The organism is Sphingomonas sp. AC435, from assembly GCF_979253005.1.
This window is the reverse complement of sequence record NZ_CEEDCJ010000008.1, coordinates 153151-173318: the sequence shown is the minus strand read 5'-3', so window position 1 is coordinate 173318 and position 20168 is coordinate 153151. Positions and strand designations below refer to the sequence as shown.

Genomic DNA, 20168 nt, shown 5'->3' with positions numbered 1-20168 from the left:
GGGTGAGGTTGAGACACGGGTCACTTCTCGGTGGAAATTTATGCCTTCGCCGGGTCAGCTCTCAGTGGAAATCAACACCCCACGCCCTCACCGCCCGGTGCAGGACTCCTGCCCTTTGGCGCCCATAGCGTCCGCTACCTGATCGACCCCACCGGGGCGGTCCACCTGGTAGCCCGAGACGTCCTCAACATCCTCGGCCTCGACATCTCCCGCAATCCTGGCCGATGGCTAACTAGGCTCTCCGAGGCCGACAAGTCCTTCCGGACCATCACGTCCGCGCAGGGCCCGCAGCGCTCCATCGTCATCACCCCGGCGGCGGCGATTGCCCTGACGCGCCAGCGCAAGCGGCCCATCGATCGCCAGGTCCGATCGTTCCTGACGCACCACTGGGCCCTCCTCGGAATGCATACGGCGTGACGATCGACAGGATACCCTTCGAAGAAGCGATCTACCCCGAACTAACGTTCGCTCGCGTTCCATTCCCAGTCGCTGTCTTGGACGGCATACCGTGGTGGTCGACCTCACACGTTCAACACTTCCTCGGACGATCCTTCCGCCCCCGAGAGTGCGATGTGTTCACCGCGCGACATGTCGGCGCCCACCGTTTTCCTTTCGACGACGACGATCTGTCCCACGTCATATCAACAATGGCGGCGCTGGAGATTGCCGGCCGTCAGCCGGATCGCAAAGCGAGCAAGATGGTCGCGGGATGGCTCCGAAAGCGTGATGCTGAGCTCCGGACCGCCTTTCCGAATGAGGCTTGGACCCTCTTCGAGGTCCGAGCAGAAGGCCCCAAGCCTGACCGAACCTTTTATGCGGGACCGATCTACGACGAATGGAAGCACTGGGATGCCGAGTTCCGGAGACGGTACGGCAAGCCCGAGGCGACAGTGCCGATCCAATCACACCGTGTCGCCGAAGCAGTCTCCGTGCCGCGAGGCGCCGGACGGCCGCCGGTCCCCCCTTCAGAACCTGTAGCGCTCGCCGCGTGGCGTTGCAGCCTCATCGGCCAGCGCGACCAACACCTACAACCAGGATAATCACATGGGCCTCTTCACAGGCTCCAGCACCACCAAGACCAACGAGAAGACTGACACGGGCCCTAGCGCCTTTCAGGCTCCTTACCTCACCGACGCCTTCAACTCCGCCAAGGACATTTACGCCGGCTCCAAGTCCTCCCCGTACTACCAAGGGGCCACCTACGCCGGCATGAGCCAGGAGGCCAAGGACGCCCTGGCTAAGCTCAAGGGCTACGCCTCGGGCACCGGCCTGGACACAGCGTCGACCCTCAGCTCCCTCGGGACCCAGATGGCCGGCTACGGCTCCAAGGCCGCTTCGGCGACCGATCAGTTCGCCGCTATGGCCGGACAGGACCCGACGCAGGCGAACATCACCGCCGCGACCGCGTACGCCAACAATCCGGCCATCGCCGGGATGATCGACGCTAACTCCCGCGACATCACCCGCAACCTGTCCGAGAGCGTCCTCCCGAGCATCGATCGGGCCGCATCCGCCACGGGCAACATCAACTCCTCGCGAGCTGGTGTGGCGTCCGGCATCGCCCAGCGTGGCACGGCGGACCGTATCGGCGACATCTCGGCCCAGATCAGGGGCGATGCGTACGACCGGGGCCTCACGCTGGCCCAGAACGACCGCTCCACGAACCTGTCCGCGCTCGGCCAGGCCGCCAGCTCCTACGGGAACCTTGCGTCCTTTGGCGTCGATGCGCTCGGGAAGTCGAGCTCAGCGGCCTATGGGGCCTTCGACGCCATCAACGGCGCCAACTCAGCCGAACAGGCCGACCGCCAGGGAGGCCTCACCGCCGACTTCTCGAAGTGGCAGGGTGAGGACAGCCGCGCGACGGACCTTCTCGACCGCTACGCCAAGATTGTGGCGGGTGGACAGTGGGGCCAGTCGGGCACGAGCTCGGGGACCACGAAGTCCAAGCAGGCGGGGTCCATCCTCGGCCAGATCATGGGCGCGGCGTCGGCCGGTGCCAGCGTATACACCGGGCTCAAGGCCCCCAAGTTCGGGTTTTAACGTTCTCGCCTTCCCCGTCGACTTCGGACTGTCCGGGATGGCCTTTCGCGCCGCCGATCGGTCGGCCGCCCCAACATCATCGATTGAATGGAACCAACGATATGAAGATCATCATCTTTGCCGACGACACTGAGGTGGACGTCCTGAACTGTAGCGCCGCCGAGGCCCTAGCAGCGGCCGACGAGTACTGTCAGCGCCGCCAGGCACCCACCGCTCTTGAGGCCCCTGAGGGCTCGGGATTAATGCACGAGCCCACACCTCAGGCCCGCGTAGCCTTCCGGATCCCCGAGGACGCTGAGCGCTGGCGCGTTGACCTCATGGACGATGGCAGCGTGTCCCTGTCCGTTCGTGACGGCTTCCTTCCGCAGCCGTTGAACATCCGGGTCGTGGATGGCGTGGCAGTGATCGCGGCGCTGGAAGACGACGATAGTCCGTGCCTGTGTGATGACGCCGTGCTGGACGTCTAGCCGGCACCCGCCTCTACCTTGTTGCCATGCCTGCCCCTCGTGCTCCTTCGGGATCGCGGGGGGTCTTTTTTCGTCCTCGGCCGGCAAACAAAAAGGGCCCCGGATATCCCGGAGCCCTCTCGTTAGCGATGCGTGGTCCTTCCGCTCGCCTTCAGCATAGGTGGCCTAGGTGCAACTCACCGCCCGATGCTGTTCCCATGTCCCCTCCGCGTCACATAGCCGCGAGGAGTGCCTCCAGGTCTGCACGTTGCAGAACAACGTCCATCATGCCCTCGGGGCCTTCCTGGATCACGACACAGATACCTTCCCCCATCATCCGCGCTTCGCCGTCAATCAGCGCGACCGAGAACTCAGACATTCAATCCCCCCAACCATTTTGCATCGGCGCAGAAAGTTCCGCCGGTCACGCCTTTTATTTCTAGTTGATGTTCGCTGTCAAGAAGTGACGGCACTTCTTCAAACATTACGATCGTAGCGTTACCACAATCGAAAGGTCGATGCGGTGGTGTCGTTACTACCGTTGCAGTTCTTCTACTCAGCTCATCCTCGACATGTCCCGCTTTGGGGCCTTACCATATTGCAGCCAGTGCTTGCCCGCGCCGCAATGTTGTCTAGTGGCATCTATCGACTGAAGGGGGAAACATGGTGACCACGGCTAACAAAGCGTTCTGGAGCAGCGTGCACGGGACCGGCGATCCCGAACGTCGGCCGATCAGGCTTGGCGAGGCTATCGAGCAATACATCGCGGCTAGATGGGGTGGCGGGCCTTACGAGAGGAATGAGACGTACAAGGCCGGACCTATACTGAAGTCCTCCTTGGCTGAGTTGCGTCTGGAGGTGGTGACGCAGAAAGCCATTCAGACGTACTGCGACGAGCGGCTCCTCAGCGTCAGGCCGGCGACCGTGCGTGCTGAAGCTCGGATCGTGCGGTGCGGCTATGAGTACGCAAGGTGTGCGTGGGGCCTGAAGCTACGGCACAACCCTGGGGTCATGGTCGCGCTTCCTCCGGCTTCGAAGCGGCCGCGAGCTCGGGTCGTCACCCCTGAGGAACTTGACGCGCTCTACGCTGCCCTAGCGTCTAAGCCCCTCGTGAGGGCTCTGGTGGAGCTGACGATCGAGACTGGCATGGACCGTGCGGAGCTTCTCAGGCTCGAATGGACCGACGTGAACCTAGACGAGGCTGTAGCCCATCTTCGCCCATCAAGGGCCTCAACGGGACGTACGGTCGAGCTGAACGAAGCTGCCGTGAAGGTGCTGCGCGGCCTGGACGATCCTTACTATCGCATCTTCCACATGTCGGTGCCGGCCCTTCGATGGGCATGGGAGGCGGCCTGCCGCAAAGCCGACATCAAGGACTTGCGGCTTCATGACCTCCGCAGAGCCGTCGCGCGGGGCAACCACCGGGAGCCGGCACCCTTGCCATCCACCTGAAGAGGGTACAAAAAGAGGTACATATTGCAGCCCTTCAGCTTCTCAGAAGTGGCGGAAATCTGCCGTTTTTGGCGCCATGTTGAGTTTCCTGCAACCGGCACCAGCCGTCCTGTCATTTTCCGCGGTATGGCAGCACGGTTCCAAGGTTCGATGAACCCTCGCCGCGACAACGAATGTTCCGTTTTTCCACCGGCCGGCTCGCCCGGTCAGCGATGGTGTTGTCCCTTCAGCATCAAGGCTGCCGTGCGGCAACGTGCTCGCTTGTCCTGAAAAGAGATTTAATTGGTTAATCATGAGTGAAAATTCATGTTGAGATCACATGAACCTCAGATAAACGATCGCTCAGCACCCGCCCCTTGGCTCGGTGTCATGGGGAAACAATCATGAAGACGATCAAGATGCTGGCGCTTGCCGCCGCCGCGACGATGGCGATCACGGCGCCTGCGATGGCCGCCACGATCACCTACACCTTCACCGGCACCTTCTCGGGTGTGAACGGCGGACCGTTCACCAACGTCGACGCGACGTTCACCGGCACGGCCGACACCGCCGATGTTCAGGCGTTCGGTCCGGGCACCTTCGTCACTCCGCTCGCATCGCTTCAGGCGGTATCGCCGACCGCCGGCACCTTCAACGTGACCAGCCCGGCGTTCTTCTTCAAGAACAACTTCGGCTACGTCGGCATCCAGTTCAACGCCCTGGACAACTCGTCGTACTTCTCGGGGGATAACGCCCTCCTGATCAACTATGACGGGGCGTCCAACGTCGCCACGACGCCGATCAGCTATTTCAGCGGTATCGACGCCACGTTCGACACCGATCGCGGTTCGGTGACGATCACCAGCGCGGTCAACGGCACGTTCGCCGCATCGGTGGCCGGTGCGGTTCCTGAGCCTGCGACCTGGGCCATGATGATCGGCGGCTTCGGCATGGTCGGTGGTGCGATGCGCCGTCGTCGTATCAGCACGAAGGTTTCGTTCGCCTGATCCTCTAACCCTTTCCGATCAGGTCCAAGGAAGCCGCCGACCGCATACGCAGGTCGGCGGCTTCTTCGCATTTGGTCGGGTTCGTGCGCTCGCCGCTGACGCTCAAACTTCATGACCTTGGTTACCAGCGACCCGGCAGTATATGTCCGGACATGACGGCCCGACGAGGCAAGTAACCGCCGCGCAGCCGGCGAAAGCCGCCCTACGTCAAGGTACGTCGGTAGAATTGCAGCGTGAGCGCCATCGCCTGAAGGAACAGCGCGGGATCGTACCGCGGCCCCTCGTCCCGCAGGAAGGCGTGCTGCGCATTCATCTCATGCCACTCGTAGGTCGCGCCGACCGCCTCCAGCCGGGTGCGGATCGCCTCCCGCCCCGCAAAGGGGACATGCGGGTCCTGCCGTCCCCACACGAACATCACCTCCGCTTTCAGGTCGGCCATACGTGCGAGGCTGTCGTCGGATCGACCCTCGCCCAACGTACCCGAATGGATGTCCGTCGGGTAGAAGCAAGCGGCGGCAGCCACGCGCGGATCGAGCGCGGCCCGGTAGGCGAGATGGCCGCCTAGACACACGCCGAACGTTCCCAGCCGGCCGTTGCAGGCGGCATGCGCGAGCATGGTGGTCGTGGCGGCCTCCGCGTCGGCATCGAACGCAGGAACAGGCTTCGCGAACTTCAGCGCGTTACCCCGGTCGGTGCCGGCCTGATCATACTTCAGAACCGTACCCGCGGGCTCGTACTCGTGGTAGACTTCGGGTACGGCGACGACATACCCGTTCCCCGCGATCATCGCCGCCAACCGGCGGATCGGGGCCGTGACCTGATAGATTTCCGAGAACAGGAGCACGCCCGGAAAGCGGCCTGCGATAGCAGGCCGGAACAGATGCATCCGCATCGGACCGCTGCCTGGCACGTCGACATCCAGTGTCTCGTCGCTGCGCAAGATCATGCGAATATCCTCAAGCCGACCTGATGAAGGGCACTGCCGTCATAGCACCCGCGCTCGCAGCGGTAAGTCACTCTGCGCCGCGGCTCGTCTTCTGGCGTATCGAGAACCTATCGCCTCGCCGAACGTCTACCCTTGGAATGACACCTGATGCCGAACGGAGTGATGATGGACATACCGGGGTTGATGGTCGGAATGGGTGGTATCGTACTGGCGTTTGCCCCGGTCAATTCAGCCTCGGCTGCTCCTCAGGTTTCGTTGGGCACGATCTCGGTCGGCGCCGGACGCGGCGCTTCGAACGCTGACGACCCATCGCCCGATGTGGATGCCGCCGCCGCCGCGCTCGGTGAGAAGGGCTTTACGATCCTCAACGACCCCGGCCACGCCGCCTATGTCGCCGAAGTCGTCGTGACGAGGACAGATGTCGGTGCCGCGCCGGTTCGCGTGCGCAGCGGAAAAGCCGCCGTTGTCGGCGCAGGGCTCAGTGTTCCCATCGGCAGTGGCGGATCACGGATCGTCCCGCTACAGCGGACGGAATTGACGATCACCATCCGCAAGCGAGGCGGTGTAGCGATCCTCTGGCACGGTGCGGCGATGACCGTTCGTTCGGAGGGGGCGCTGAACGCAAGCGCCGATGGCGTCGCGTCTGCGCTGAGCGAAGCGGCGCTACGCCGCTATCCTGCTGTCTCGGACGAGGTCACCAGCGTACCCTGACCGCTCGCCCCGAAAGCTGATGCAGACCGGGGTTGGGACAGCTATTGGTCGATGCAGCCATCAGGAGAGGTTTATGTCGGTCAAGGTCATCGCGTTCGTCAGCGTCAAGCCCGGCCAAGAGGATGGGTTCGTGGCCGCGGCGCGCCCCTGCATCGCCGCGTCGCGCGCGGAACCGGGCGTTCTGTACTACGACCTCTGGCGGGAGGTCGATGGCGAGCGGCGCTTCGTCTTCAACGAACTCTATGTCGACGATGCGGCGGTGCAGGCCCACATGGCATCCGACCATTTCAAGGCGTTCGGCATCGCAGCGCGCGACCTCGCTTCGGCTCGGCCAAGCATCACCGTGACGCACGCTGTCGACGTGGCCGACTGACAAGATGCCGCGTGTGCCGGCGCCGACACGACCATGACGACCGAAATTGTGAGGATTCGATGACCCGTTCGATTGACCGACGATCGCTGCTCGCGGGTGCGGCTGTTGGGGGTGTGGCTCTTGGTGCCACCGGTTCCCGCGCGCAGCCGGGGGCAATCTCCGAGATCTACGAGCTTCGGACCTATCGACTGGTCCACGGCCCGATGCGGGAGCGGCTCGACGCTTATCTGAAGAACGCCTTCATTCCGGCCGCGCGCCGCGCCGGTTGTGGACCGGTGGGCGTCTTCACGGTGGCGATCGGTGCCGAAAGCCCGACCGTCCAGGTTCTCGTCCCGCATCCGTCGATCGCGGACTTCGTGGCGCTGCCCGATCGGCTGAGTGCCGATCGAGGCTACGCAACGCTTGCCGAACCGTTCTTCAGCGCGACGCCGGAACGTCCGCCCTATGCCTCGCTGGAGGTGAAGCTGATGCGCGCCTTCCCGCACTTTACCCGCGTCGAGCGGTCTGCCGCCTCACGCGACACCGCGTCGCGCCTATTCGAATTGAGAACGTACTTCAGTCATAACGATAGGGCAGGAGCTACGAAGATCGGGATGTTCGACACCGGCGGCGAGATCGAGATATTCCGGCGCAACGGACTGACGCCGGTTTTCTTCGCTCAGGACCTCACCGGGCCTCGTCTGCCGAGCCTGACCTATATGCTGACGTTCCCCGACCTCGCGACGCGGGAGCGAAACTGGCGCGCGTTCGGGTCCGATCCCGCGTGGCGCCAGCTCATCGCGACACCGGGGCTCACCGATCCCGACATCACCACGGGCATCGGCAACCAGATCCTCAACCCAGCGCCCTATTCGCAGATCTGACGGGAATACCGGTCACGCGACAGACGTGCCCGGCCTACGTCGGCAACATCCGGCCGGTGGTGCGATCGAGCCCGCGTGCAGTGTAGATGTCCAGCGCGGTCGCGCCCAGTACGAACAGGATCGCTCCCCAGACGGCCCTATTGCGGGGGTGGGCCTTCGCCGCCGCCCCCAGCGCCGTGAGATCCAGCGCATCACCGGCGACGCGGCCCCAGACGTTGGTAGACAGCGCTGGCGCCGCAAGCAGGCCGGCGCCGGCCACCAGCTCGCGGGCACCAAAGGCGCGGATCAACGGCTCCGAACCCTCCGCCTCCAGCGTCTGGGCGATCCGCTTCGCACCGAACATTTCCGCCACCCCCAGGGCGACGGAGAAGATCCCTAATCCAAGTCCTAACGCTTTGAAGTTCATGACTTAACTCCACATCGCTCCTGTTGGATCAACGGCATTCGCGCGCAGGCGTTCCAAGCTTACGCCTCGGTTCCACTCCCGTTTGCGGAGTCGGAGTCGTAGTCCTCGCCATCCTGTCCGCCCCCTGCGCCGGAACCGCTGCCGTGGACTTCGCCCGTCGCTCGATCGACATAGGCCCGACGGCCGTCTTCCGGCGGGATTCCTGCGCCGGCATTGCGCGCGACCGAATTCGCTGCCGTCCCGCCATCATCCGCGCCGACCGCGATCCGATCCGGCAGGTTCTCGCGATAGGTACCGGCTTCCTGGCCAGAATAATGACCCTCGTCGCCCGCACGATTGTCACGGATTTCGATCGTGTCGTCGGTGGCGGGGCGGGCGATGTCCTCCTTGGCAGGGGAGCGATCGGCGGCGTGGTCGTGGCGGTCGGGCATGCTATCCTCCAGAATCTGTACCGCGCTTCAACGCATGGCCGCGCCGAGGGCTGCAACCGTCCGCCATGCTGCTGCGTTGCGGTGGCGGAATGATCCTGAAAGTCGCCAGCTACAACATGCACAAGGGGGTGGGGACCGATAGGCGGCTCAGCCCCGAACGCATTCTCGACGTGCTGCGCGAGATCGATGCGGACGTGATCGCGTTGCAGGAAGCCGACCGACGCTTCGGCACGCGCGACGGCGTCATTCCGCTTCACCTGCTGGCCGAGCATAGCGACTGGCAACCGGTCGCGGTCGGCAAGCGTGCCGCGAGCATGGGCTGGCATGGCAACGCGCTGCTGGTGCGGAAATCGGCGACGATCGTGGGGTGCGACGCGATCCACCTGCCGGCGCTGGAGCCACGCGGCGCGGTATCGGCGGAGGTCGATGTCGACGGCGGCTCGGTGTGCGTCGTCGGCATGCATCTCGACCTGTCCGGGCTGTGGCGGCGCAAGCAGGCGGCGGCGATCCTGGCGCATGTTGCGCATCGGCCTGAACGTCGCCCGACGGTGATGATGGGCGACCTGAACGACTGGTCGGCAGCGTCGGGGTGCCTGCGCGACTTCGGCCGCGACTTCGCGATGGCGGATACCGGTCCGTCCTTTCACGCCCGCGCGCCCATCGCCCGGCTCGACCGCATCATGGTGTCGCGAGACCTCACCATCCAAGACTGCGGCGTCCACGCCAGCGCGGCGGCCCGCAAGGCGTCCGATCACCTGCCGATCTGGGCGGTGATCGAGCGCAACTGATGCGGGAAAAGGAACTCCGCCTCGCCCTCGTCTGCTACGGCGGGATCAGCTTGGCGGTGTACATGCACGGCATCACCAAGGAGGTGTGGCGGCTCGCCCGCGCCAGCCGCGCCTGGCATGACGGCATGGCGCCGCCGCCGGGCACCGACGCGGTGTATCACGCGCTGCTGGAAGAGATCGAGACGCGCGGCGGCATGAAGCTGCGGGTGCTGGCGGACATCGTCGCGGGGGCGAGCGCGGGCGGAATCAACGGCATCTTCCTGGGTCAGGCGATCGCCACCGGCCAGTCGCTCGACCCGCTGACCGACCTGTGGCTGACCTCCGCCGATGTAGAGGCCTTGATCGATCCCGCCGCCGCGCCCGCGCATCGCCTGTCGAAGCTGTGGGCCTTGCCGCTCGCGTGGATGGCGGCGGGGCGCAGCACGGAGGCGCTAGAGGAGCATGCCGATGCCGCCACACGCGACGAGGTGCGCGCGAAGCTGTCGCACTTCGTCCGCTCGCGCTGGTTCGAACCGCCGTTCGGGGGCGAGACGTTCACCGGATTGCTGCTCGACGCGTTCGACGCGATGGCAGCATCGGAACGCGGGCCGCGATTGTTGCCCGACGGTCAGCCGCTCGACCTGTTCGTCACGGTCACCGACTTTGCCGGTCATCCCGAGCGTTTACGCCTGAACTCGCCGCCCGAAGTGGTGGAGACGGAGCACCGCCTCGTCGTGTCGTTTTCCGACGAAGGGCATGCGAGCGACACACTGGCCGCGATCCCCGAACTGGCGTTTGCCGCGCGCGCCACGTCCAGCTTCCCCGGCGCGTTCCCGCCGTTTCAGGTCGGCGAGCTCGACCGTGTGCTGAAGGCGCGGTCGGCGATGTGGCCGGGCCGCCGCGCCTTCCTGCGCCGCGTGTTGCCGCGACAGGCCGCCGCCAACGCCGCGGACAAGGCGGTGCTCATCGACGGCTCGGTGCTCGCCAATGCGCCGTTCCAGCCGGCAATCGCCGCCCTTCGACAACGTCCGGCGCGACGGCAGGTCGACCGCCGCTTCGTCTATATCGACCCTTCGCCCGGACCCAAATTCCGGCTCGGAGGACGCGACGGCACGCCCGGCTTCTTCCAGACGATCATCGGCGCGTCGAGCGAACTGCCGCGGCAGCAGCCGATCCGCGACAATCTCGAAGCGCTGGCGGAAAGGTCGGCGCGCATCGAACAGATGCTCGGCCTCGTCGCGGCGATCCGACCGCGCGTGGAGGCGGAAGTGGAGGCGCTGTTCGGCCGCACCCTGTTCCTCAACCGGCCGAGCGCGCGACGATTGGCGGCATGGCGCGCGCGGTCACAGGCTGCGGCGGCGGCGCAGGCGGGCTTCGCCTATGCCGCCTACGGCCACGCCAAGCAGGCGGCGGTGATCGACGCGCTGGCGGTGCTGACCCACAGCATCGCGGGCGAACAGGCGCCCGAGCGCCGCCGCCGCATTCGCCAGACGATCGCGGGGGAGGCAGCGTTGCGTGCCGGTGGCGATCCGTCGGACCCACAGGCGATCACCTTCCTGCGCATATTCGACACCGGCTTCCGCATTCGCCGCCTGCGCCTCCTCGCCCGGCGACTGGGTGAATTGGAGGAGCGCGACGTCGAGCATCTCGGCGACCTCCGCAAAGCCATTTACCTGTCGCTATCGGCCTATCTCGACCGGCAACGCGCCGACGCCTTCGCCGGCTTGCGCGGTATGGCGCGCGGGTTGCGCGGCGACGCCGGGCCGCTGCTCGATGCGCTCGCCACCACGCTCGATCTGCCTGCGCTGGACGCGGACACCGACGCGCGGCTCGCCGAGGCGCTGACGCCGCTCGACCGCGATGCGCGCCGGACCATGCTGCTCGCCTATCTCGGCTTCCCCTTCTACGACACCGCCACGCTGCCGCTGTTGCAGGGCGAGGGTCTCGACGAGTTCGATACGATCCGCGTCGACCGCATCGCGCCGGAGGATGCGCCGTCGATCCGCACCGGCGGCGCGGAGGCGACGTTGAAGGGTATTCAGTTCAACAGCTTCGGCGCATTCTTCAGCCGCGCATACCGCGAGAACGACTATCTCTGGGGCCGATTGCACGGCGCGGAGCGGATGATCGACATCGTCGTCTCCACCCTCCCCCGCTCCGTCCGCCTCCGCGCCGGACGCATCGCCGCGATCAAGTGCGCCGCATTCGTGGCGATCCTCGACGAGGAAGAGCCACGCTTGTTGGCGGTGAGCGCGCTGATCGCCTCGTTGCGGCGGGAGGTGGGGTGATTCTTCTCCATCGGTGCTGAGCATGGTTAAGGCCGGGCCGCTGGGGCATGGCCTTCGACTGCGCTCAGGCCGAACGGAAGGAGGTGAGCAGGGGAAGCCAGCGACCATCGTCGCCGCCGTGCGACGAACCGGCACGAAGGCTGGTCAAGCCGTGCCTTCGCCTGTAGCCTTGCTACCCGCATGGGCGAACGGAGACGAGAATGCAGTTCCTGAAGATCCTCTTCTGGTGCCTCCTCGCCTTTCTGGCTGCGCTGTTCACGATCGGGAACTGGACGTCGGTTCCGATCCATCTGCCCGGTGACCTCGTCGCGGAGGTAAACCTGCCGTTCCTGCTGCTTGTCACGTTCCTGATCGGCCTGCTGCCGACCTTCGGCTGGCAAGCGGCGCGGCGCTGGCGGTTGAAGCAGCGGCTGACCACGTGCGAGCGGTTGCTTGCCGAAACGCGCGCCGCCCAGATGTCCGTGCCGGTGGCCCCGACGATGGCGGTCCAGCCACTCGTTCCCGACGCCAGCTACACGCCGATCGCACCGGAGCCGAACCTGAAGTGAGCAACCGCATCTACGTCGCGATCGATACGCCCGACCTCGCCCGCGCCAAAGCCATCGCCACCAAGGTCCGCAACCATGTCGGCGGCCTGAAGCTGGGCCTCGAATTCTTCGCCGCCCACGGCCAGCCTGGCGTGCGCGAAATGGCGACGATCGGGCTGCCGATCTTCCTCGACCTGAAGCTCCACGACATCCCCAATACCGTCGCCAAGGCGGTGCAGGCGCTGTCCCCGCTCGAACCCGCGATCCTGACCGTCCACGCCAGCGGCGGTCGCGCGATGCTGGAGGATGCGAAGGCCGCCGCGCCGCTCGGTACGAAGGTCGTCGCGGTGACGATGCTGACCAGCCTCGATGCCAGCGACCTTGCGGCGACCGGCGTCTCCGGCAGCGCCCACGATCAGGTCGTCCGCCTCGCCGCGCTGGCCGCCGAGGCCGGGGTCGACGGCATCGTCTGTTCGGGCGCGGAGGTCGCGGCGGCGAAGGCGGCATGGCCGAAGGGCTATTTCGTCGTTCCCGGCGTCCGTCTCGCGGACGGACCCGTTGGCGACCAGAAGCGCGTCGTCACGCCACGCGCCGCCGTGGACGGCGGCGCGTCGATCATCGTCGTCGGTCGCCCGATCACGCAGGCCGAGGACCCCGACGCCGCCGCACGGGCCATCGCCGGCACGTTGTGACGCGACCGGTGTGGCTCGGCCGGTGGCCGCGCCGATCCGTGCTGCTCAGCGTGGTGTGGCTGTTCGTCGCCGGCTTTCTGGTGTTTCCGCCGGGTCGATCGGCCGAGAGCCCGTCGTTCCTGCTCACGGACGGCTGGTCGGCGGCAAATCCCACCCTGTCCGACTGTCTGCCGTTCACCCGGACCAGCGCCGTTGTCATCGACCACCTGCAGCGCGACGGCTTCGTTCGGTCGCTCGCAACCGGTGATCTGGAACTCACTGTCCGCCCGTTCCCGCTGGTCCATTACAATCGCGTCGATCGCTGCTATACGAGCGCCGACGCCGCCCTGTTCCTGAGTTCGCTCATCGCTCTGACGGCAGCGCTCGCCGCGCTGCTTTGGGGTGGTCGCAGCATCGTCCGGGCGTGGCGCGCGAACCAGATCGGAGACACGACGCCATGCCCGCCAAGATCTGCGGCCTGACCACGGCCGCGACGCTCGATGCCGCGCTCGGCGGCGGCGCGAGCCATGTCGGCTTCGTGTTCTTCGCCCCCTCACCCCGCAATCTCGACTTCGATGCCGCACCCGCGCTGGCGGCGCGCGTGCCGGATCACGTTGCGAAGGTCGGCGTCTTCGTCGACCCCGATGACGGACTGCTGGAACAGGCGGTCGCCGTCGCGGCGCTGACCGTCCTGCAACTGCACAAGGTCGCCCCCGCCCGCGCCGCTGCGATCCGCGCGCGCTTCGGGCTGGAGACCTGGGCCGCGGTGGCGGTGAAGGCGCGCGGCGACCTCGATGTCGCACGGACCTTCACGGGTGCCGCCGACCGGATCCTTTACGACGCCAAGACGCCGCCCGGCGCGGCATTGCCCGGCGGGATGGGGCTGCGCTTCGACTGGAGCCTGCTCGACGGGTTCGCCCACCCGCTGCCTTGGGCGCTGTCCGGCGGGCTCGACGCGGGCAATGTCGCGGAGGCGGTCGCCCGCACCGGTGCGCCGCTGGTCGACGTCTCATCAGGCGTGGAAACCGCGCCAGGGGTCAAGGATGTGGACAAGATCGCCGCCTTCCTTAAAGCGGCGCGATCATGAACGCCCCCAATTCCTTCCGCACCCAGCCCGACGAGCGCGGCCATTTCGGTCAGTTCGGCGGCCGGTTCGTCGCCGAAACGCTGATGCCGCTGATCCTCGACCTCGACCGCGAATACCGCGCAGCCAAGGCCGATCCGGCGTTCAAGGCCGAGTTCGAGGATTTGCTCGAACATTATGTCGGTCGCCCCAGCCCGCTCTATCACGCCGAACGCCTGTCGGCGGCGCTGCGCGAGGGCGCGGAGCCCGGCATGGGCGCGCAGGTCTGGTTCAAGCGGGACGAGCTGAACCACACCGGCGCGCACAAGATCAACAACTGCATCGGTCAAATCTTGCTGGCAATCCGCATGGGCAAGACGCGGATCATCGCGGAGACGGGAGCGGGCCAGCACGGCGTCGCCACCGCCGCGGTCTGCGCGCGCTTCGGCCTGCCCTGCGTCATCTACATGGGCGCGCGGGATATCGAGCGGCAGCAGCCCAATGTGTTCCGCATGAAGCTGCTCGGTGCGGAGGTCCGCCCGGTCGAAAGCGGCGCGAAAACGCTGTCGGACGCGATGAACGAGGGCCTGCGCGACTGGGTCGCGAACGTCCACGACACCTTCTATATCATCGGCACCGCCGCCGGCCCGCATCCCTATCCGGAAATGGTCCGTGACTTCCAAAGCGTGATCGGTCGCGAGGCGCGCGCGCAGATGCTGGCCCGTACCGGTCGCCTGCCCGACGCGCTCGTCGCAGCGATCGGCGGCGGATCGAACGCGATCGGCCTGTTCCACCCGTTCCTCGACGATGCCGAGGTCGCGATGCTCGGCGTGGAGGCGGCGGGCCACGGTCTCGGCCGCGAGCACGCGGCCTCGCTGGCTGGCGGCTTTCCCGGCGTGCTCCACGGCAACAAGACCTATCTGTTGCAGGACGAGGACGGCCAGATTGCGGAGGGTCACTCGATCTCCGCGGGCCTCGACTATCCCGGCATCGGGCCGGAACATGCGTGGCTGCGTGACATCGGACGCGTCGAGTATGACAGCGCGACCGACCGGGACGCGCTCGATGCGTTCCAGCTGTTGTGCCGGACGGAGGGGATCATCCCCGCGCTGGAGCCGGCCCACGCCATCGCCGCGGTCACCCGCCGCGCCAAGACGATGCGCGACGATCAGGTGATCCTCGCCAATCTGTGCGGGCGCGGCGACAAGGACATCTTCACCGTCGCCTCAGCGCTGGGTGTGTCGATATGACCACCCGCCTCGCCGCCGCCTTCGCGCAGGATCACGCCGCGCTCGTCTGCTTCGTCACCGCGGGCGACCCGACACCCGCCGCGACGCCCGCGATCCTCGACGCGCTGGTCGCGGGCGGTGCCGACGTGATCGAGTTGGGCATGCCCTTCACCGATCCGATGGCCGACGGCCCGGCGATCCAGAACGCCAATATCCGCAGCCTCGCAGCCGGCACGCGCACGACCGACATCCTGTCGATCGCGGCGGGCTTCCGCGCGCGCCACCCGGGCGTGCCGCTGGTGCTGATGGGCTATGCCAACCCGATGCTCCGCCACGGCAGCGCCGCCTTCGCGCGTGCCGCCGCGGATGCGGGCGTCGACGGGGTGATCTGCGTCGACATCCCGCCCGAGGAGGACGACGCGCTCGGACCGGCATTGCGCGCGGCCGGGATCGCCCCGATCCGGCTGGCGACGCCGACCACCGACGCCGCACGCCTGCCCGCCGTCCTCGATGGCGCGGGCGGGTTCCTCTATTACGTGTCCGTCGCCGGCATCACCGGGCTTCAGCAGGCGCAGCAATCCTCGATCGAGGACGCCGTCGCGCGGCTGATGGACGCCACCGACCTGCCCGTCGCGGTCGGCTTCGGCGTCCGCACCCCCGATCAGGCCGCCGCCATCGCCCGCGTGGCGGACGGCGTCGTCGTCGGCTCCGCAATCGTCGAGATCGTCGCCGCCCACGGGGCCGATGCGCCCGGCCCCGTCACCACCTATGTCCGTTCGCTCGCCGATGCCGTCGCGTCGGCCCGCAAGGTAGTCGCAGCATGAGTTGGCTCAACAGCGTCCGCAACGCCCTCGCCTTCGGTCCCCGCAAGGAGCAGGCCGAGGAGAATCTCTGGCACAAGTGCAAGGGGTGCGGCCAGATGGTCTTCACCAAGGAGCTGGAGGAGAACCTCTACGTCTGCCCGCGGTGCGAGCATCACGAGCGGATCGGCCCGAAGATCCGCTTCGAGCATATCCTGGACGAGGGCAGCTACGCCGAACTGCCCGCGCCGAAGGTGCCTGAGGACCCGCTGAAGTTCCGCGATTCGAAGAAGTACACCGATCGCATCCGCGCCGCCCGCACCGCTACGGCGGAGCCGGACGCGCTGTTGAATGCGCGCGGCACGATCCTCGGCCACCGCGTCGTCATGGGCGTGCAGGATTTCGCGTTCATGGGCGGGTCGATGGGCCTCGCCGTGGGTGAGGCGTTCGTACGCGGCGTCGAGGCGGCGATCGCCGACAGGTCGCCCTATCTGATCTTCACGGCGGCCGGCGGCGCGCGGATGCAGGAGGGCATCCTGTCGCTGATGCAGATGCCGCGCAGCACCGTCGCGATCCAGATGCTGCACGATGCCGGGCTGCCGTACATCGTGGTGCTGACCGACCCCACGACGGGCGGCGTCACCGCCAGCTACGCCATGCTGGGCGACATCCAGATCGCCGAGCCCAATGCCCTGATCGGCTTCGCCGGCCAGCGCGTGATCGAAAGCACGATCCGCGAAAAGCTGCCCGAGGGGTTCCAGCGCGCGGAATATCTGCTCGACCACGGCATGCTGGACATGGTCGTCCACCGCAAGGACCTGCGCGAGCGGCTGGCGCAGGTGATCGGCTACCTCTGCGGCCAGCGCGCGGCGGCGGCGTAAGGCACAACACGTCCATCCCGGCAAAGGCCGGAGCCCAGTTGCCGAGTTCGTCCTGATGAAGCCATGCCGCGCATCATCGCTCGATCGCTACAGGACCCCGGCGCTCACCGGGGTGGATGCTGGAGGCTGAAATCATGCCCGATCACGCCACCTCCACCCACGCCGCCGTGCAGGCGCAACTCGATCGCCTCGCGACGCTCTCGCCGGGTGCCGACATCCTCGGCCTGGAGCGTGTTGCGGCGCTGCTGTCACGGCTCGGCGATCCGCACCTGTCGCTACCGCCGGTGTTCCACGTCGCCGGCACCAACGGCAAGGGATCGACCTGCGCCTTCCTGCGCGCCGCGATCGAGGCGGCCGGGCATTCGGTTCACGTCTTCAGCAGCCCGCACCTCGTGCGCTTCAACGAACGTATCCGTCTCGCCGGCCACCTGATCGCGGACGATCACCTTGCGGCATTGCTGGCGGAAGTGCTGGACGTCGCGGACGGCATCCGCCCGAGCTTCTTCGAGGTCACGACGGCCGCCGCGTTCCTCGCCTTCGCCCGCACCCCCGCGGCCGCGACGATCGTTGAGGTCGGGTTGGGCGGCCGGCTGGACGCGACCAACGTCGTCGCCGCACCCGCGGTCACCGGCATCGCCGCACTGGGCATGGATCACGAGGCGTTCCTCGGCACCTCCGCCACCGGAATCGCGGCCGAGAAAGCCGGCATCGCCAAGCCCGGCGTGCCACTCGTGACGATGGATTACGCTCGCCCCCTGCGTGACCGCATCGCGGCGGTGGCGGCGCAGGCCGGCGCACCCGTGATTGCACGCGGACGTGAGTGGAACAGCGACACCGCCCGCTCGACGATGCGCTACAGCGACGACGGCTTCTCCGTCGTCACCAACCGGCCGCGGCTGGTCGGTGCCCACCAGTCGCGCAACCTTGCACTGGCGATCGCCATGCTGCGGCATCAAGGCGCGCTGCACATCCCGGAAGCCGCCTATCGCGCTGCCGCGGACTGGGCGCAGTGGCCGGCACGGATGCAGCGCCTGTCGCCGGGGCCGCTCACCGATCGCCTGCCGACCGCATCGGAATTGTGGATCGACGGCGCCCACAACCCCTCTGCCGCCGCGCCGGTCGCCCGCGCGCTGCGAACCATCGCGCAGGGTCGGCCGGTGACGCTGGTGCTGGGCATGCTCGCGAACAAGGATGCTGCGGGCGTGCTGCGCCTCCTGTCGTCCTCTATTGCGCGCGTCATTGCGGTGCCGATTTCCGGCCACGCGCATCATGCCCCCGAATCATTGGCTGATATCACCGGGCAGTTCGGCCCCGCCGCCACGACTGCGCACTCGCTGGAGCAAGCGCTGGACCTTGTCCGCGACCCCGCCCCGGTCCTGATCGCGGGCTCGCTCTACCTTGCCGGAGAGGCGCTCGCCGCCAACGACGAACCACCCGCCTAGTTGCTATTGACTTGCAATAACGGATCGAAGACGTTGCCGGCATAGCCGCGGAGCAACGCCATGACCGACACCCTCGCCCTCCTGCCCCACACCCTGCCACACTGCCAGAATGCGCGGCTCGCGCTGTTCGCGATCCGCAGGATGGGGGCACACGGCCTGCACGATGCGTGCGCGGCGCACGGCATCTTCACGTCCTTCGGGCAGGATTTCCGTCGTCCGTTGATGCTCTTGCGGGCGCTGATGGCGGACCTCGCTGCCCATGCCGGCGGCACGATCGCGATCGCGCCCTGCTGTTGCGCGCGCATGACCTCCGCAGAGGCGGCATTGCTGTCGATCCTGCACCGGATCGAGGTGGAGCCGATCCAGGCGCAGTTCCTGATGAGCGACCTGCTCGGCATCCGCCGGGTCGAGGGTCCGCTGATGGCGGCCGCAGCAGTCACCGCCGCCTTCGCCGATGCCGGCCGCCCGATCGTGGCCTGACCCGTCAATCCGCCCGCGCGCCCTCACCGGCGACGCCCGCGCTGCCGATCGACCGATCGACCAGACCGTTGCGGCTCATCCACCAGAACAGCGCGACGCCCGGCAGCGCGAGCGCCGTCGTCAGCAGATAGAAATCGACATAGCCGAGCCGCTCGATCAGCGCGCCGGCGGTGGTGCCGGTCACAATCCGCCCGACGATGCTTGCCGCCGCCGAGATCAACGCGAATTGCGCAGCCGTAAAGCGCAGGTCGCACAGCGCGGAGAAATACGCGATCACGACGACTCCGCCGAACCCACTCGCCGCATTCTCGAACCCGATCGCGCCCGCCATGCCCCAATTGCTGTGTCCTGCCGCCGCCAGCGCCGCGAACGACAGGTTGGACACCGCCATCAGCACGAGCGCGAGCAGCACCGAGCGCTTCATGCCCATCTTCGCATACAGCACGCCGCCGACGAATATCCCGACCAGATAGGCGATGAACCCGACGCCCACGTCGTAGAACGCGATCTCGTCGCCGGTGAAGCCAAGCTCGTCGAACAGTAGCCGCAGCGTCAGGTTCGCCAGCGTGTCGCCCACCTTGTGGATCAGGATGAAGAGCAGCACGAGCACGGCCCCCTTGCGCGCGAAGAACTGCACAAACGGGCCCCAGATCGCCTTCAGCCCCTCGGCGAAGCCGCGCGGCTCGACCGGCTCGCGCCGCCGCGGCGGCTCACCGAGCAGCAGCCCCGCCAGCATCGCCGGCAAGGCGAAGATGGCGCAGGCCAGATAGCCCGCGCTCCACCCGGCCCGCTCCGCCACGACCAGCGCCAGCGCACCCGCACCCGCCGATCCGATCCGCCAGCCATACTGGCTCATGCCGGATCCGACGCCGAGCTGGCGCGGCTCCAGCACTTCGATCCGATACGCGTCGATGACGATGTCGAATGTCGCGCCGGCCGCGCCCACCAGAATGGCCGCGGTCGCCGCGGCGCCGATGCTGGCCGCCGGATTGACCAGCGCCAGATTGACGACCGCCGCGATCACCAGCACGCCCGCCAGGATCAGCCACGACACGCGTTGACCCAATCGGCCCAATATCGGCAGCCGGACGCCGTCGACCACCCACGCCCACAGCCATTTGAGATTGTAGACGAGGAAGGCGAGGCTGAACGCGGTAACGGTCTTCTTGTCGATGCCTTCCTGCGCCAGCCGCGTGGTCAGCGTCGCGCCGATCATCGCGTACGGAAAGCCGGACGAGATGCCGAGTGCCAGCGCGGCCAGCGGCTGCCGCTCCAGATACGGCGCCACCCCGTCCCGCCAGCCCGTCCGTTCCGTCATTCCCGCCCCTTCGCTCGTTTGGGCAACAGCATAGCCGCGGCCCGCGCG

24 protein-coding genes are annotated in these 20168 nt (G+C 67.0%); 19 read left to right on the top strand and 5 right to left on the bottom strand.

Annotated elements, in window-relative coordinates; genetic code table 11:
- Positions 1-30: 30 nt before the first annotated feature.
- The 3 genes from AC0CH8_RS15250 to AC0CH8_RS15240 all read left to right on the top strand — a co-directional run bounded on the left by AC0CH8_RS15250 (position 31) and on the right by AC0CH8_RS15240 (position 2507).
- Positions 31-417, top strand: a complete 387-nt coding sequence (locus AC0CH8_RS15250; protein WP_465240634.1) for a hypothetical protein — start codon at positions 31-33, stop codon at positions 415-417.
- A 627-nt stretch (positions 418-1044) separates the two neighbouring features.
- Positions 1045-2040, top strand: a complete 996-nt coding sequence (locus AC0CH8_RS15245; RefSeq protein WP_465240633.1) for a hypothetical protein — start codon at positions 1045-1047, stop codon at positions 2038-2040.
- A gap of 101 nt (positions 2041-2141) precedes the next feature.
- Entirely contained in the window at positions 2142-2507 is a 366-nt protein-coding gene (locus AC0CH8_RS15240; RefSeq protein ID WP_465240632.1) for a hypothetical protein, read from the top strand.
- A 211-nt stretch (positions 2508-2718) separates the two neighbouring features.
- Here AC0CH8_RS15240 and AC0CH8_RS15235 read toward each other — a convergent pair whose 3' ends face one another.
- Entirely contained in the window at positions 2719-2865 is a 147-nt protein-coding gene (locus tag AC0CH8_RS15235; RefSeq protein WP_465240631.1) for a hypothetical protein, read from the bottom strand.
- A 284-nt stretch (positions 2866-3149) separates the two neighbouring features.
- On the opposite strand from AC0CH8_RS15235, the gene AC0CH8_RS15230 reads away from it, so the two are divergent.
- Together AC0CH8_RS15230 and AC0CH8_RS15225 are read left to right on the top strand one after the other, a co-directional pair.
- Positions 3150-3938 carry a tyrosine-type recombinase/integrase gene (locus AC0CH8_RS15230; protein ID WP_465240630.1) on the top strand — a complete coding sequence of 263 codons (789 nt, stop codon included), beginning with the start codon at positions 3150-3152 and terminating at the stop codon, positions 3936-3938.
- 383 nt (positions 3939-4321) lie between these two features.
- On the top strand, positions 4322-4924 hold the full coding sequence (locus AC0CH8_RS15225; protein WP_465240629.1) for a PEPxxWA-CTERM sorting domain-containing protein: 603 nt from the start codon (positions 4322-4324) through the stop codon (positions 4922-4924).
- A gap of 202 nt (positions 4925-5126) precedes the next feature.
- Here AC0CH8_RS15225 and AC0CH8_RS15220 read toward each other — a convergent pair whose 3' ends face one another.
- Complete coding sequence (locus AC0CH8_RS15220; RefSeq protein ID WP_465240628.1) at positions 5127-5870, bottom strand: dienelactone hydrolase family protein; 744 nt, start codon at positions 5868-5870, stop codon at positions 5127-5129.
- A 162-nt stretch (positions 5871-6032) separates the two neighbouring features.
- Here AC0CH8_RS15220 and AC0CH8_RS15215 point away from each other — a divergent pair, with 162 nt between their 5' ends.
- The 3 genes from AC0CH8_RS15215 (at position 6033) to AC0CH8_RS15205 (ending at position 7817) form a co-directional block, all read left to right on the top strand.
- Positions 6033-6581 carry a hypothetical protein gene (locus AC0CH8_RS15215; RefSeq protein WP_465240627.1) on the top strand — a complete coding sequence of 183 codons (549 nt, stop codon included), beginning with the start codon at positions 6033-6035 and terminating at the stop codon, positions 6579-6581.
- A 73-nt stretch (positions 6582-6654) separates the two neighbouring features.
- A complete protein-coding gene (locus tag AC0CH8_RS15210; protein ID WP_465240626.1) occupies positions 6655-6954 on the top strand; it encodes a putative quinol monooxygenase in 300 nt (99 codons plus the stop codon).
- 59 nt (positions 6955-7013) lie between these two features.
- Complete coding sequence (locus AC0CH8_RS15205) at positions 7014-7817, top strand: NIPSNAP family protein (protein WP_465240625.1); 804 nt, start codon at positions 7014-7016, stop codon at positions 7815-7817.
- 34 nt (positions 7818-7851) lie between these two features.
- On the opposite strand, the gene AC0CH8_RS15200 is transcribed toward AC0CH8_RS15205, so the two are convergent.
- Both AC0CH8_RS15200 and AC0CH8_RS15195 read right to left on the bottom strand, forming a co-directional pair.
- Complete coding sequence (locus AC0CH8_RS15200; RefSeq protein ID WP_204193526.1) at positions 7852-8223, bottom strand: hypothetical protein; 372 nt, start codon at positions 8221-8223, stop codon at positions 7852-7854.
- Positions 8224-8282: 59 nt separating this feature from the next.
- The gene (locus AC0CH8_RS15195; RefSeq protein WP_465240624.1) at positions 8283-8654 is read right to left on the bottom strand and encodes a hypothetical protein; all 372 of its coding nucleotides are present in this window, start codon (positions 8652-8654) and stop codon (positions 8283-8285) included.
- A gap of 89 nt (positions 8655-8743) precedes the next feature.
- On the opposite strand from AC0CH8_RS15195, the gene AC0CH8_RS15190 reads away from it, so the two are divergent.
- The 11 genes from AC0CH8_RS15190 to AC0CH8_RS15140 all read left to right on the top strand — a co-directional run bounded on the left by AC0CH8_RS15190 (position 8744) and on the right by AC0CH8_RS15140 (position 18802).
- Positions 8744-9442 (top strand): endonuclease/exonuclease/phosphatase family protein, encoded by a 699-nt coding sequence (locus AC0CH8_RS15190; protein WP_465240623.1) that lies wholly within the window; start codon positions 8744-8746, stop codon positions 9440-9442.
- Complete coding sequence (locus tag AC0CH8_RS15185; RefSeq protein WP_465240622.1) at positions 9442-11709, top strand: patatin-like protein; 2268 nt, start codon at positions 9442-9444, stop codon at positions 11707-11709. The genes AC0CH8_RS15190 and AC0CH8_RS15185 overlap by 1 nt, the downstream gene beginning before the upstream one ends.
- 200 nt (positions 11710-11909) lie before the next feature.
- On the top strand, positions 11910-12257 hold the full coding sequence (locus tag AC0CH8_RS15180) for a hypothetical protein (protein ID WP_465240621.1): 348 nt from the start codon (positions 11910-11912) through the stop codon (positions 12255-12257).
- Positions 12254-12928 carry an orotidine-5'-phosphate decarboxylase gene (pyrF, locus tag AC0CH8_RS15175; protein WP_204193535.1) on the top strand — a complete coding sequence of 225 codons (675 nt, stop codon included), beginning with the start codon at positions 12254-12256 and terminating at the stop codon, positions 12926-12928. The genes AC0CH8_RS15180 and pyrF overlap by 4 nt, the downstream gene beginning before the upstream one ends.
- Positions 12925-13389: a hypothetical protein gene (locus AC0CH8_RS15170; RefSeq protein WP_465240620.1), complete on the top strand. Its 465-nt coding sequence runs from the start codon at positions 12925-12927 to the stop codon at positions 13387-13389. Before pyrF ends, AC0CH8_RS15170 begins: the two co-directional genes overlap by 4 nt.
- Entirely contained in the window at positions 13365-13994 is a 630-nt protein-coding gene (locus AC0CH8_RS15165) for a phosphoribosylanthranilate isomerase (protein ID WP_465240619.1), read from the top strand. The genes AC0CH8_RS15170 and AC0CH8_RS15165 overlap by 25 nt, the downstream gene beginning before the upstream one ends.
- Positions 13991-15220, top strand: coding sequence for a tryptophan synthase subunit beta (trpB, locus tag AC0CH8_RS15160; protein WP_465240618.1), 1230 nt, complete (start codon positions 13991-13993; stop codon positions 15218-15220). Before AC0CH8_RS15165 ends, trpB begins: the two co-directional genes overlap by 4 nt.
- On the top strand, positions 15217-16023 hold the full coding sequence (gene trpA, locus AC0CH8_RS15155) for a tryptophan synthase subunit alpha (protein WP_465240617.1): 807 nt from the start codon (positions 15217-15219) through the stop codon (positions 16021-16023). Before trpB ends, trpA begins: the two co-directional genes overlap by 4 nt.
- Complete coding sequence (gene accD, locus AC0CH8_RS15150; RefSeq protein ID WP_465240616.1) at positions 16020-16880, top strand: acetyl-CoA carboxylase, carboxyltransferase subunit beta; 861 nt, start codon at positions 16020-16022, stop codon at positions 16878-16880. Before trpA ends, accD begins: the two co-directional genes overlap by 4 nt.
- Positions 16881-17014: 134 nt before the next feature.
- Positions 17015-18322: a bifunctional folylpolyglutamate synthase/dihydrofolate synthase gene (locus AC0CH8_RS15145; RefSeq protein WP_465240615.1), complete on the top strand. Its 1308-nt coding sequence runs from the start codon at positions 17015-17017 to the stop codon at positions 18320-18322.
- A 60-nt stretch (positions 18323-18382) separates the two neighbouring features.
- A complete protein-coding gene (locus tag AC0CH8_RS15140) occupies positions 18383-18802 on the top strand; it encodes a DUF6628 family protein (protein ID WP_465240614.1) in 420 nt (139 codons plus the stop codon).
- Between the two features lie 4 nt (positions 18803-18806).
- On the opposite strand, the gene AC0CH8_RS15135 is transcribed toward AC0CH8_RS15140, so the two are convergent.
- On the bottom strand, positions 18807-20120 hold the full coding sequence (locus AC0CH8_RS15135) for an AmpG family muropeptide MFS transporter (protein WP_465240613.1): 1314 nt from the start codon (positions 20118-20120) through the stop codon (positions 18807-18809).
- Positions 20121-20168 lie beyond the last annotated feature (48 nt).